Annotated in this window: 11 protein-coding genes; 5 read left to right on the top strand and 6 right to left on the bottom strand. The window is 50.5% G+C overall.

Going from position 1 to position 14,226, the window contains the following annotated elements; genetic code table 11:
• Positions 1-433 precede the first annotated feature (433 nt).
• Together BLU57_RS11125 and BLU57_RS11120 are read right to left on the bottom strand one after the other, a co-directional pair.
• Positions 434-766 (bottom strand): P-II family nitrogen regulator, encoded by a 333-nt coding sequence (locus tag BLU57_RS11125; RefSeq protein WP_371113163.1) that lies wholly within the window; start codon positions 764-766, stop codon positions 434-436.
• Positions 767-988: 222 nt separating this feature from the next.
• Positions 989-1,981: a sodium-dependent bicarbonate transport family permease gene (locus tag BLU57_RS11120; RefSeq protein ID WP_090320715.1), complete on the bottom strand. Its 993-nt coding sequence runs from the start codon at positions 1,979-1,981 to the stop codon at positions 989-991.
• Between the two features lie 523 nt (positions 1,982-2,504).
• Here BLU57_RS11120 and BLU57_RS11115 point away from each other — a divergent pair.
• Entirely contained in the window at positions 2,505-4,001 is a 1,497-nt protein-coding gene (locus tag BLU57_RS11115; protein ID WP_256334402.1) for a PAS domain-containing sensor histidine kinase, read from the top strand.
• Positions 4,002-4,003: 2 nt separating this feature from the next.
• Positions 4,004-4,615, top strand: a complete 612-nt coding sequence (locus BLU57_RS11110; protein WP_256206252.1) for a response regulator transcription factor — start codon at positions 4,004-4,006, stop codon at positions 4,613-4,615.
• Between the two features lie 64 nt (positions 4,616-4,679).
• On the opposite strand, the gene hflX is transcribed toward BLU57_RS11110, so the two are convergent.
• The 3 genes from hflX to BLU57_RS11090 form a co-directional block, all read right to left on the bottom strand.
• Positions 4,680-6,026, bottom strand: coding sequence for a GTPase HflX (gene hflX, locus BLU57_RS11105; RefSeq protein ID WP_090320708.1), 1,347 nt, complete (start codon positions 6,024-6,026; stop codon positions 4,680-4,682).
• 376 nt (positions 6,027-6,402) lie between these two features.
• A complete protein-coding gene (locus tag BLU57_RS11095; protein WP_090320702.1) occupies positions 6,403-6,702 on the bottom strand; it encodes a sll1863 family stress response protein in 300 nt (99 codons plus the stop codon).
• 270 nt (positions 6,703-6,972) lie between these two features.
• Complete coding sequence (locus tag BLU57_RS11090) at positions 6,973-7,590, bottom strand: LexA family protein (RefSeq protein ID WP_090320700.1); 618 nt, start codon at positions 7,588-7,590, stop codon at positions 6,973-6,975.
• A gap of 764 nt (positions 7,591-8,354) precedes the next feature.
• Between BLU57_RS11090 and BLU57_RS11085 the strand changes: the two genes are divergently transcribed.
• Genes BLU57_RS11085 through BLU57_RS11075 form a run of 3 tightly spaced genes read left to right on the top strand, consistent with a single transcriptional unit; the run spans position 8,355 to position 13,821 of the window.
• Positions 8,355-10,787 carry a type I restriction-modification system subunit M gene (locus BLU57_RS11085; RefSeq protein ID WP_090320697.1) on the top strand — a complete coding sequence of 811 codons (2,433 nt, stop codon included), beginning with the start codon at positions 8,355-8,357 and terminating at the stop codon, positions 10,785-10,787.
• Entirely contained in the window at positions 10,778-12,046 is a 1,269-nt protein-coding gene (locus BLU57_RS11080; RefSeq protein WP_090320695.1) for a restriction endonuclease subunit S, read from the top strand. Before BLU57_RS11085 ends, BLU57_RS11080 begins: the two co-directional genes overlap by 10 nt.
• A complete protein-coding gene (locus BLU57_RS11075; protein WP_090320692.1) occupies positions 12,043-13,821 on the top strand; it encodes a type I restriction endonuclease subunit R in 1,779 nt (592 codons plus the stop codon). Before BLU57_RS11080 ends, BLU57_RS11075 begins: the two co-directional genes overlap by 4 nt.
• Before the next feature lie 6 nt (positions 13,822-13,827).
• On the opposite strand, the gene BLU57_RS16870 is transcribed toward BLU57_RS11075, so the two are convergent.
• Positions 13,828-14,052, bottom strand: coding sequence for an integrase core domain-containing protein (locus tag BLU57_RS16870; protein WP_371113164.1), 225 nt, complete (start codon positions 14,050-14,052; stop codon positions 13,828-13,830).
• Positions 14,053-14,226 lie beyond the last annotated feature (174 nt).

The raw sequence follows: 14,226 nt of genomic DNA, 5'->3' as shown, positions 1-14,226 counted from the left end.
AACATTTTTCCAGGCCATGTTGTTATACCTCCTCTAGTAGTTTTCTCGAGTAAAACGGCGATTTAATCTATTCAGCTGTTTTGAATACTACGTGAGAACAACAGGTTGAAAAATCTGTGCGAGCACTTAAGCGCAAACCCTTATACGCTTTAGGGTTGGGTACTCAGGCGTGATAGCGATGAAACGAAGATCAACATCCAGCACGGTGCGAATATACGAAAGACGTTGCGGACAAGCGCGCTAGCCAGTTTGAAATCTGTCATTCGGCCAGGTGCAGCAGCCGATCAACACTGCACCTTAGCGATTAATTGCGCGGTTTTTTTAAAATTACAGGACATGATTGGAATGCGTGAATGAAGAATCCCGGCTGATCACAACCGGGATTCTGTTTGGTGCGCAAGGACTACCCGCGCAGGAGGTGATAGTGATCCGGTTAAAATGAAGCTGCCGGCCCTATCACCCATTGGCAATCGGAAATCAGGCACATGCCGCCGAAATCTTTTAGTTTCGGTTGAAGCGTCATGATGACCTTCTCTGCTTGGTCCTCTTCACAGGCAAGAACCATCACCGCATTATGCTCTTCCAACACATAATCATCCGGGTTGCGCTCACCGGTTGAACCCAACCCTCCCGCCTTCTTGATGACTGTGTAGCCACGCACATCGGCATCCCGAAGCAGCCTCAGCATATCATCCAGTGACTTTTCGTCAATGACGATCTCGATGCGCTTCATCGTCACTAAAATATCTGGTCTTAACACCATCATTTCTCTCCCAAAATTGTTTATGTCGTTATACTCAGGCTCAGCACATTAAGATCAGTTCCTGAGGCTATCCTGAGTCATTTCAATCACTGATACATTCCAGCCGGTACTTTTTTTGATGGAAACATTCCGCGTCGTGGAAGGCAGCGATTTATCATCGCATCGCTGCCCCATACCCAATATGCTTTCAATCATGCGTAACCAAACCAGCCGCGGAAATATCCATCACCACGGATAATAAGTCTCGTGCAAGTACTGGGCAGCCGCATAGTACATAGGAATACCGACCACCACGTTGAATGGGAAAGTCACCCCGAGCGACAGCGTCAGATAAAACGATGGATTCGCCTCCGGAATCGCAAGACGCATAGCCGGCGGTACCGCGATATAGGAGCAACTGGCTGCGAGTACGGTTACCAGCGTGATACCACCGATTGAGTATCCTAAGAGAAAGTGACCGACGAACAATCCGCATACCGCACCAATCAATGGCATCGCAATACCGAAACAGACCAGAAAAACACCGACGGTTTTAAATTCCGATAGCCTTTTCCCGGCTTCCATCCCCATATCGCACAGGAATATACACAGCGCCCCCATAAAGATGAGTTCAAAGAATGGTTCAATTTTCTTGTAGCTAGGATCGGAAACTACCCAGCCGATCGCCATCGAACCGAACAGCAGCAGAATACTACCGTTGGTAAAAGCTTCGATGATCAGATGTTTATACATTCCTTTGTCGGCTTTGGTGGCTCCACCCAAAATTTTCCGGGAATAGCCGGCCAGCACCAAACCGATCATGATCGCGGGTGATTCCATGATCGCCAGCATGATCACGGGATAGGCTTCATACGTCACGCCGATGCCCCCCAGGAACGCAACTGCCGTCATATAGGTTCCTGCGCTCACCGAACCATAGTGCGCGGAAATGGCTGCGGCATTGAGCGGATCGATTTTTCCCAGCGCCCGCAAAATAATATAAGCCACAATGGGCAATCCGCAACCAAATGCAAGCGCCGCCCATACGGCGGGAAGCGCGGATCCCATATCAGATCCTGCAAGAGCTTTGCCGCCATGAAGTCCGATACCGATCAGCAAATAAATGACGATCATCTTGTGCATATCGGGCGGAAATTTCAGATCCGATTTGATGAGGCAAGCAAACATACCTAGCGCGAAAAAAAGTATCGCCGGTACGAGAAGACTAGACAGAGACATGGTTACACTCCTCTTATACGAATAATTATTAAACGAGGGAGACTCTACGTGTTACATCGGGGAGTGTCGTATCGGCACTTGTTTTAGCTTTGACCGTACTCTCTTTACAACTCGCCTGCACCTGCCCGGCAGCGAATATTTGGCCAGGCAATAGGGATAGCGTAGCCAGAACAAGTCCGTAAGCTATTATTTTTCTACTCATTTCGTTTCTCCAAACAGTTAAAGGGTTTTAATATCATGTAGTGAAAACAACGCGCCGCTGAACGCGGTTAAGGCCTCCAACAATCCGCACGCTTGAAAAAAGCCCACCAGCAAACTTAAGCAATGCAAACGGAACGAAATGGTGGGCAAACTCGCGTCATATTTCCTACCTGGCAAATCCTACAAGAGAAAAACAGGGGGCAATATTCGTGCTGACACGTAAGGGCAACCCCTTACATATCAATAAATTGATAGAAAATTACAGGTTTTTATCGTAAGCTTTACTGCGGTACGCACTCGAATTCAACAGCAGGAAAACAATGTGAATAGCGCAGTGAAAAACTTAAATTTCCGGACAGTGTTCGATGCAGCGGCGGATGCGATGCTGTTGACTGAGAACACGGGACATATCGTCCTGGCCAATCCGACAGCACAACAACTGCTGGGTTACAGCGCGGATGAGATGAAAGGATTGGCCATCGAAATGCTGATCGCACCCCGCTATCGCAAACAGTACCGCTACTATCAACGGCTGTTCTTGAACCGGCCGGTAAAGCGCTCCATGAGCGTTGGCAATGAATTGATCGCATTAAACCGCGATGGCAAAGAAATATTGCTGGATATCAGTCTCAGCCCCATAAAAACGGGACAACAACTGTTCATCCTTATCCTATTCACGATCGCTAACCGGCGTCTCGATACTGAAGATGCGCTACGTTCCAGCGAGGAACGCCTGCGTTTGGCCAAGCAAGCAGCCGGCTTGAGCATTTTTGACTACGACTTCAAGCGCAATATCATTTATTGGGACAGGCAGATGCGCAAGCTTTGGGGCAAGCATTCCGAGAAAACCGTCAGTTACGAAGAATTCGTAGCCGCAATACATCCGGAAGATCGTGAGGCGCGGCAAGCGGCTATCGATAAAGCGATGGATCCCAACAGCAATGGCGAATTCAAAGCGCAGTACCGCATTATCAATCCCATTAATGGCGTTGAACGCTGGATATCCGCAAGGGGCCGGGTATATTTTGAAGCCGGGTACCCGCACCGCTTGATAGGCGTTACCCGCGACGTTACAGAGCAGAGAAATATCCAGAAAAAACTGCAAGTACACCGTAATGAAACCGAAAACATTCTCAAGCAGCAAGTGGCGGCACGCACGGCTTCCGCAATCGCGCATGAACTCAATCAACCGCTGGCGGCAATCTCCGCCTATAGCGAGGTAGTACTGCACGCACTGCAAAACGACAGCTTCAGCGCGGACAATTTAAAGCGCGCGTTGGAAGGTTGCGTGGCACAAGCCCAGCGGGCCGGACGCAGCTTGCACGAACTGCTGGCTTTTCTGCAAAAAGGCGAATTGATGACCGAACGGTCGAATCTGACCGATGTCATTCATGGCGCGCTGAGCATTGTATACAATGACGGCTACGGAAGATTTCATCCGATATTGCATTTGCAGCAGAATCTCCCCGCTGTTCAGTGTAATCGCACGCAGATACAAAAAGTCCTGGTCAATCTCTTCAGAAATGCTATCGAAGCGATGCGCAACATAGATTTCCCGATTCTGACGATCACCACCACGGTGCAAACTGTCAATGATGAGGATGTCGCGGTTGTGATCGTGCAGGATAACGGCCCTGGATTTGATCAAGTGGTAGCAAAGCGCATATTTGAGCCTTTTTTTACCACCAAGCCATCCGGTATCGGCATGGGGCTCTCGATTAGCCGCGCGTTGATCGAGGACAACGGTGGTCAACTCTGGGTTGATTCCGATGCAAAAACAGGCGCAAAATTCCATTTCACCCTCCCTTTTGGACCATGATCATGCAGGAACCCACCGTTTTTATCGTAGATGACGATGCAGCCGTGCGCGATTCTCTTACGCTGATGATCGAACAGGCCGGCATGCACGTGCAATCCTTCGAGAACGCAAAAACTTTTCTGAATGCTTATCAGCCGAATTTTTTCGGCTGCGTCATCATTGACGTGAAAATGCCCGGCATGGACGGTTTGCAGCTCCAGGAAGAACTGGCTTGGCGCAAGATTTTGCTGCCGGTCATTTTTCTTACCGGGCATGGCGACATTCCCATGAGTGTCAGGGCGATCAAAGGCGGTGCGATCGATTTCCTGACCAAACCGGTGATCCGGGAGAAACTCTTAATTTGCGTGCGTGCTGCGTTTACCGAAGCCAAAAAACGATTGAGTGACGCCACGCAAAACCGGGAAATAACCACATGCCTGACAAAGCTCACCCGGCGTGAACGGGAAGTCATGCTCCTCGCGGTGCAAGGACATTCCAATAAAGAAATCGGTTCTTATCTGGGCATCAGCTATCGCACGGTAGAAATCCACAAATCCAAGATCATGCAAAAGACTGGCGCCAATAATTTGCTGGATCTCGCGCGCATTGCACGCGAAAGTGAGTTGAGCGAATAAGCGGCTCGGCCAGACAATAAAAATCCATGGCTTTCCTGTTACGGGATTGCAGAAGATGCTGAACTCATGATGCGCGGCTAAATTGCTCGCGCAGACTCTCGATGGTGGCGGATTCGCTGCGAACCCGGAAAAAAGTGCCTTCATTGTCCGAATGCTCCGCCAGTACCTGGCAATTCGTGTAGATCGCGCCGCGTAGCTGCTGCGCCGACCAAGGCAGGAAAAGCTCGGCTTCAACCAGATTCTGCTGAAAAAACTCGACGATTTTCTGGCGCAATCTCGCAACATCATCGGCACGGCGCGCGCTCATCACGACGCAGTCCGGATAACGGGCGCGTAAGGTAGTTTCGCATTCGGCTTGCGCCATTGCATCGCCAACATGGTCGATCTTGTTGAATACGCGGATACGCGGCACGTCATGTGCGCCGATTTCTTCAAGCACGTGTTGAGTAACCGCGAGTTGGCGCTCAAATCCGGGGTCGCTGGCATCGATGACGTGGAGCAGCAAGGATGCATCGAGCGCTTCGTCCAGCGTGGATTTGAACGAAGCGACCAACCCGTGCGGCAGGTTTTTGATGAAGCCGACCGTATCGCTGACGAGCACGCGCGGCACGCTTTCCGGGTAGAGCGCCCGCACCGTGGTATCGAGCGTAGCGAAGAGTTTGTTGGCAACCAACACCTCGCTGCCGGTGAGCGCCCGCATCAAAGTGGATTTACCGGCATTGGTATAACCAACCAGCGCGACGCTGGCGAGTCCCTGGCGCTCTTGCCGCCGCGCGCGCTGGATCTTGCGTTCGGCTTCCAGTGCGACAATTTCCTGTTGCAATTCGGCAATACGGTCTCGGATCTTGCGCCGGTCCAATTCGGTGTGCGATTCGCCTGCGCCCCGCCCGCCGGTACCGCTGCGTTGCCGCCCTTGCGGTCCGGCAAGTTTGGCGGCTTCGCGCAGGCGCGGTGCCATATAACCGAGACGCGCGATTTCCACCTGGGCACGCGCCGCACGTGAGCGGGCATTGCGGTGAAAAATTTCAAGAATGACCATGGTGCGGTCCATCACTTCGCAACCGACCTCGTTTTCAAGGTTACGCGCCTGCGACGGTGAGATTTCGTGATCGACCAGGAGAGCGCTGATGTCGTGGTCATCAGGACGGATGGCTATTTCCTCAGGCTCATCCGATCCAGAATCGTTGTTCACGTAGCAGCGGATTTCCTCGCGTTTGCCAACGCCCAGGTACGCGGTCGTGTCGAAGCTGGCGCGCTTTTGCACGAACGTGTTGACGACTGTGTAACCCAGTGTCTTTGCAAGTTCGCGCAACTCGGCCAGCGACGACTCGAACTCGATATCGCTGACATTCGGCAATTGAACCGCCGCCGCGACAGCAAACTTGGGTTTTTCTTTGATTTCTATGGACATTGGGAAATTGCGCTTCTTGAGCAATGGAAGTGAATAATGTTGTAAAAAGCTGTAGTTGCTTGCACCGGAACCGATGCGGATTAGAAGGGCGAAACTAAAATCTTATTTTGCGGGATTTTAGCGGATCTCGACCGGCTTCGGTTTGGTAGCGGGAATTGTACGCTGATTTCTACATTGGGCCTCGCTTCCCATTGTTTGTTGCGGTCCTTCGGTTGCTGCTTACGAATCTCCCGCAGCACGATGCCAGGGATTTTGTGCTGGACGTTAGAGGTTTTGGTATGCCCCCACAGGGGGACTAAACCCGTAGAGACTAACCACATCAGAATTTCCGTAGTGAATGGATTGATCCTTAAATCAATCAATCCTTAAAAAAAGATCACTTTTTGTCTTGCTCTGGAAAATGTTTCTTTGCTTTTTCGAAAGCTTGTTGCATAGATTTTAGGGATTTTCTGAGTCCGGTTTGAATGTCTTCCCATGCGCCTTCTGAGCTGTTTTCAAACTGATCCCATTTTCTTTTCGCTTGGCTTAACTCCAGCTCGAGCTCCTCGAGGTATGGCCGAATATTATCCTGCGCCTCTTTCGCGCCAAGGTGCATTTGTAACTTGACTTCATCGACTAATGACTGCAAGTTTGTCAGCTCAGCTTGCAATTGTTCTTTCACTGTTTTTTCATTCATCACATTTTCCTCTTTTGAATATTATTAGGTTGATAGGATCATTCCGGCTTATTTGCGGCTTCGGTAGCATTTCACTCACTTAAAATAATTCGTTGTTTATTTTTCACATGATACAGGAATCATGAAAAACACATCCAGATCATACAGCGAATTATTTGTTTAAAAAGTACTGGATGTTTAGCGTTTCCTTAGATCTATTACTGTTGACGTCAAGCCGAAACGCAATCAAGTTATTTGCTTTCTGCGAAGCCAAAACCGGCAGCAGTAGACTTATTTGAAGCGTCGAAACGATCCTATGACGACACCGAAAATCTCAAACTGCATATCCGGACGAATATAAATGGGTCTGTAAGCACCCGATGAATTAGCCGGCATAAGCCTTGGCATTTTGTTCGCTCCATAATCCAGGATTTTGATGGTGAATTCACGATCCACCACTGCCAGCACAATGTCACCCATCCCCGGCGTTCTTGATCTATCCACCACCACCTTATCATCCGGCAACAAGCCCACGTCAATCATCGAATCCCCTTTGATCGTTACGAAGAATGTCGATGCCGCATGATCAATCAGAAACTCACTGACATCCAGGCGTTTTTCGACATGATCATCCGCCGGACTCGGAAATCCCGCCGCCACTTTGGTGGCAAAAAGCGGTAACAAGGTCGGTTGCGCGCTGATCTCGGGAATGAGCAGCTCATTCTCTTCAATATTCACAACCGAGGTATCCCGATCGCCATTCGCTCTTTTGCGTTGGAAAGCTTCCAAGAAACTTTTTATCGTTGCTGTCTGGCTTTCCGGTATGCGCATCGTTGTCGTCGGCTCGCCAAATTTACCCTGGCCACGCGGCCTGCCTGCATTTTCCCGTTTTCCGCCACGATTTGACATGTCTGAATCACTCCCGTTGAAATTCGTAGCGATATTCAAACATGCCTTGTATAGTGCTGTCAAATAGTCTCGTGCAAAGGCTGGCATCAAGCTTAGAATACCCGGTGCGCGGCATTCAATGCACCTTGGTAATCTTACGGTTCTACTTGGGATTGAACTGGGATTGATATCGCCGACGATGAGTTTTCACGCTTCATCGCAGCGATGGTATGGATTTTACCTCACCCCAAGGGGCGAGGTAGTTCACTAAACACTTAAATTGAAGGGATTCAAGCGTTACGTTGATTGCCTACGAGAAGTATATTGAGATAACAATCAACGCTACTGCCACTGCGCCGATAAAAGTCATATTGTAACCAAGTTTTTTAAATGTAATAGAATCTTCTCTGTCTAACATTTCCATGATTATCTCCGTCGTTTAACAATTAGTGGAGATTGCATTTTCAAGCAAACCTGCCTTCGATTTATTGATTCAGATCAAGAAATCCGTTCACGAAGGTCAATTTTCTTGATATAGATCAACAAAATGCAAAATATCGATTCATAAAAGACCAAAACCCAATTTTTATTCCGGTGCCGCCCACCCGCTTTTCTGATTTTTCCTGATCTTGTTGTTTGCCCCCAGATGAATCACGTAATCACTCGCACAGATTACGCGGATAGCTTGATGCGGCGGTGCCGCCAGCGGCGGCAGATGCGAGTAAATGATATAATTCCATACAAAATCTCACTGTAAATTATTGTATTTCAAATAACAAAAACGCATGGCCATCAAAAAATCCGAACTTTATTCTTCCCTGTGGTCGAGCTGCGATGAATTGCGTGGCGGCATGGACGCCAGCCAGTACAAGGACTACGTGCTGGTGATGCTGTTCATCAAGTACGTCAGCGACAAATACGCGGGGCAGCCGTTCGCGCCAATCACCATCCCGCCCGGCGCAAGTTTCAAGGACATGGTGACGCTGAAAGGCAAACCTACCATCGGCGACGACATCAACAAGACAATCATCGCGCCGCTGGCCAATGCCAATAAGCTCTCCAGCATGCCGGACTTCAACGATCCGGAGAAACTCGGCAGCGGCAAGGACATGGTCGACCGGCTCACCAATCTGATCGCCATCTTTGAAAACAAGGCGCTCGATTTCAGCAAGAACCGCGCCGAAGGCGACGACATTCTCGGCGATGCCTACGAATACCTGATGCGTCATTTCGCCACCGAAAGCGGCAAAAGCAAGGGGCAGTTCTACACCCCAGCGGAAGTCAGCCGCATCATGGCGCGCATCATCGGTATCGATCAGGCCGCCACCACCGCGTCGACCACGGTTTATGATCCGACCTGCGGCTCCGGTTCGTTACTGCTAAAAGTGAGCGATGCCGCCAAAACCAAGGTGTCGCTGTACGGTCAGGAAAAGGACGCCGCTACCAGCGGCCTGGCGCGCATGAACATGATCCTGCACGACAACCCCGGCGCGGAGATCAAGCAAGGCAATACCCTGGCCAATCCGCTGTTTCTCTATGAGCAAGGCAGCCTGAAAACCTTCGATTACGTCGTCGCCAATCCGCCGTTCAGCGACAAGCGCTGGGGCAACGGCGTCGATACCGGCAACGATCCGTACCGGCGTTTCGAGGACTTCGGCATTCCGCCGGATAAAAACGGCGATTACGCCTATCTGCTGCACATCATCCGCTCGCTCAAAAGCCACGGGAAAGGCGCGTGTATTCTGCCGCACGGCGTGCTGTTCCGCGGCAATGTCGAAGCGGCCATCCGCGAAGCCATCATCCGCAAGGGGCTGATCAAGGGCATCATCGGCCTGCCCGCCAACCTGTTTTATGGCACCAGCATCCCGGCGTGCATCATCGTCATCGACAAGGAAAACGCGCAAAACCGCAAAGGCATTTTCATGATCGACGCCGGCAAGGGCTTCATGAAAGACGGCAACAAGAACCGCCTGCGCGAAATGGACATCCACAAAATTGTCGACGTGTTCAACAAACAAACCGAGATCGCTGGCTACAGCCGCATCGTGCCGTTCTACGAGATCGAAAAGAACGAATTTAACCTCAACATCCCTCGCTACATCGACAGTTCCGAATCGGAAGACCTGCAAGACATCGAAGCGCATCTGCTCGGCGATATCCCCAAAGCCGACATCGACGCATTGCACGAATACTGGGATGTGTGCCCTACCCTAAAATCGGCATTATTTGCGCATGCCAAACGCAGCTCGGATTACCTGAGCTTGAAGGTCGGCAAGGACGCCATCAAGCCAACCATTTTCCAGCACGCCGAGTTTGCCGGTTACATGGCCGATATGAACCGCGTGTTCGGTCAGTGGGAAAACGCCACCACCGCCCTCTTGAAGGCGCTGCAACCCGGCTTTCATCCGAAGGAAATCATCCACTCGATCAGCGAAGCCTTGCTCGCCACCTACCAGGGCCGCGCGCTGATTGACCGGTACGACGTCTACCAGCACCTGATGAATTACTGGTTCGACGTGATGCAGGACGATTGCTACCTGATCGCTGCGGATGGCTGGCAGGCGGCCACCTACCGCATCGTCGAAGAAAAGAAAACCAAGGACGGCCAAGTCAGCAAAACCATCGACAAAGGCTGGGCGTGCGACCTGATTCCGAAAGCACTGGTCATTGACCGCTACTTCGCCGCGCAGCAACAGGCAATCGACCAGCTCAATATTGAACTGGAAACCGTGCAAAACCGCTTGGCCGAGATGGAAGAAGAACACGGCGGTAACGCCGACGAGGGGGGCGCATTGGCTGCACTCGAAAAGATCAACAAAGCCAATATCACCGCGCGCCTGAAGGAAATCAAAAACGACCCGGATTCGAGCGATGAAGCGGCCATCCTCAAGCAATACCTGCACCTGCTGGAACAAGAAGCGACCAGCAAAAGAGCCATCGCCAACGCCGAAATCGCGCTGGATGCCGAGCTGCTGGCGTTTTATCCCACACTCATCCAAGACCAGATCAAGCAACTGGTGGTCGACGACAAATGGATCGCCGCCATCGGCCGGGACATTCATACCGAGATGGATCGCATCAGCCAGCGACTGGCGCAACGCATCAAGGAACTCGCCGAACGCTACGAAACACCATTACCGCAGCAAAACCAGCAAGTGGTGGAACTGGAACAAGCCGTCAATGCGCACCTGGAAAAGATGGGGTTTGCATGGAATTGAAGCCGGGGTACAAGCTGACTGAGGTGGGGGTGATTCCGGAAGATTGGCAATTAACAGAACTACCACAAGTAATTTGGTACCAGGAAGGGCCAGGGTTACGTAAATGGCAATTTACTCAAAAGGGGTTAAAGGTAATAAATGTTACAAACTTACAGGATACTGGTTTTCTTGATTTGGATAAAACCGATAGATATATATCGAAAGAAGAGTTTGAAAGAACTTACAAGCATTTTTTAATAGATGAAAATGATTTTGTTATGGCAAGCTCGGGAAATTCATATTGTAAGACATCATTGGTAAGAAAATGTGATTTACCTCTGTTAATGAATACCAGTGTCATAAGATTCAAAGCGTTACCCGGAATCACTTCTGGGTTTATGCAAATCTACTTGAAGTCAAAATATCTTAAAGAACAAATTGATTTGCTTATAACAGGCGGCGCACAGCCAAATTTTGGTCCAGCTCACTTGAAAAAAGTATTCATTCCTCTACCTCCCAATACAGAGGAACAAACCGCCATCGCCAACACCCTCGGCGATGCCGATGCCCTGATTCAATCCCTCATTCGTCTCATCACCAAAAAACGCCAGATCAAACAAGGCGCCATGCAAACTCTACTCAACCCTTATGAAAATGGGCGATTGAAGGAGGGATGGGTGGTGAAAAAGTTGGGTGAAAGTTGTGAGATGTACTCAGGAGGAACACCCAATACATCAGTAACTGCTTATTATGGAGGCGATATTCAATGGATAACTTCGGGAGACTTAAATAAAGGAATAATCACAGAGGTAAAAGGCAGGATTACAAAAATGGGATTAACTAATTCTTCCGCTAAGACTATAACTCGAGATACTTTACTGATTGCTCTATATGGCGCAACTTCAGGTGTGGTAGCAATTTCAAAAATTAATGCAGCAATTAATCAAGCAGTACTAGCAATTATTCCTGATGAAAGTTTAAAAAGCGTTTTTCTATTTTATATGTTGACGTATTTGAAAGATTGGATAATTGCCACGTACACGCAAGGAGGTCAACCAAATCTAAGCGGCAATATTTTAAAATCAATAGAATTCTATTGCCCTGATGTTGATGAACAAGCCCGCATCGCCACCACCCTCTCCGATATGGACACCGAAATCGCCACACTCGAAGCCAAGCTCGCCAAATACCGGCACATCAAGCAAGGCATGATGCAAAACCTGCTGACCGGCCGCATCCGGCTGGCACAACCGGGCAGCAACGCCGGAGCGGTTGCGTGACCGCCGATCCGTCCGGTAGCGGTGCTGTCACCAAGCCCGAACGCGCTACGCAAAACCGCGTGGTGGCATTGTTCTGTGAGCAATTGGGCTACCGCTATCTCGGCAATCTCGAAGCTAAGCCGGACAACAGCAACATTGAAGCGCCGCAACTCACAGAATACCTGTCAGCGCGCGGTTACGACCGCGATCAAATCAGCAAGGCGCTGGATAAATTGCAGAGCGCGGCCAATCACCACGGCCAGGATTTGTACCACAACAACAAGGCGGTTTATCAACTGCTGCGCTACGGCGTACAAACCAAAACGGAAGCCGGATTACCTACTGATACCGTCTACCTGATCGACTGGCAACATCCCGAACAGAACCGTTTTTATATCGCCGAAGAAGTCACCGTGTTTGGCGAAAAGGAAAAACGCCCGGACATCGTGCTGTATGTCAACGGCATTGCCATCGGCGTGCTGGAACTGAAAAACAGCCGGGTATCGATTGGCGATGGCATCCGCCAAAGCTTGGTGAACCAGAAGGCGGAATTCATCGGCGCATTTTTCAGCACCATCCAGTTCGTATTTGCTGGCAACGATTCGGAAGGCTTGCAATACGATGCCATCGGCACGCCGGAGAAGTTTTTCTTGCAATGGAAGGAAGACGAAGCGGACAACAGCAGCTACAAGCTGGACAAATACCTCGCCAAAATGTGCCAGCCGTCACGGCTGATCGAATTGATGCACGACTTTGTGCTGTTCGACGGCGGCGACAAGAAATTGCCAAGGGTGCATCAGTATTTCGGCATCAAGGCCGCGCAGGCGCATGTGCGCCGCAAGGAAGGCGGCATTATCTGGCACACGCAGGGCAGCGGCAAAAGCATCGTGATGGTGCTGCTGGCCAAGTGGATACTGGAAAACAATCCGCACGCGCGCATCGCCATCGTCACCGACCGCGATGAGCTGGATAAACAGATCGAGCGCGTGTTCAGGGATGCCGGGGAAACGATTTACCGCACCGGCAGCGGGCGCGATTTGATGGCGCAATTGGGGCAAGCCGCGCCGCGCTTGCTGTGTTCATTGGCGCACAAGTTCGGCAAGCGCAACGTCGATAATTTCGACGCGTTCATCGAGCAACTGCAAAGCCAGCCCTGCCATGCCGTGGGCGAATTGTTCATTTTCGTCGACGAGTGCCACCGCACGCAAAGCGGCAAACTACACAAAACGATGAAGGCATTGCTGCCCGGCGCGGTGTTCATCGGCTTTACCGGCACGCCGCTGCTGAAGAAAGACAAAGCCACCAGCCTGGAAGTGTTCGGCAAGTACATTCATACCTACAAATTCAACGAAGCGGTGCAGGACGGCGTGGTGCTCGATCTGGTGTATGAAGCGCGCGACATCGACCAGCGGCTGAGTTCGCAGCATAGAGTCGATGAGCGGTTTGCCGCCAGGACTCGGGAGTTGAACGATTTCCAGCGAGCCGAACTGAAAAAGAAATGGGGCACGATGCAAAACGTGCTCAGCTCCAAATCACGCATGGACAAGGTGGTCACCGATATCGCCGGGGATTTCAGCGTCAAGCCGCGCTTGGACAGTGACATGGGCAATGCCATTCTGGTGGCGTCGAGCATTTATGAAGCGTGCCGGTATTATGAGCTGTTCCAGGCCACCGAGTTGAAAGGAAAATGCGCGGCAGTGACGTCGTACAACCCGCAAACCCGCGACATCAGCACCGAAGAAACCGGCGCGAATACCGAGACCGACAGGCAGGTGATCTATCACACTTATGTGTAAGAAATCTCAGAGTTGTTTACAGATAGGTTGATTGAAATAAGCGTTGAGTATTTCATAAGGGGTGGCATTATTCAAACTCTTATGAGGCTTAACGGTATTGTAGAAATTAATGAAACGGAGAAGCTGAATGTGCCGATCGGCGCAGTCTTTAAAGTGAATCTTGCTGTGCCACATATCCATCAGGGTGCGGATAACCCGCTCAGCTTTACCGTTGGTTTGCGGACGATTGATGCGGGTAAACTTCTGACCGATACCGTGCTGCCTGCAAGCTTTGACGAAAGCGTGGCTGTCAGTTCCTTTAAATTCTTTACCGTTGTCAGAATAAGCATAGTCGATCTGGTAAGGACATTGAGCAACAGTGCTTGTGAGAAAGCAAGCTGCACTATGCTGGGTTTTATCGGGAAG

Origin of the sequence: Nitrosomonas oligotropha, assembly GCF_900106555.1 — a bacterium.
GTDB lineage: Bacteria > Pseudomonadota > Gammaproteobacteria > Burkholderiales > Nitrosomonadaceae > Nitrosomonas > Nitrosomonas oligotropha_A.
This window is presented reverse-complemented; position numbering and strand designations above follow the sequence as displayed.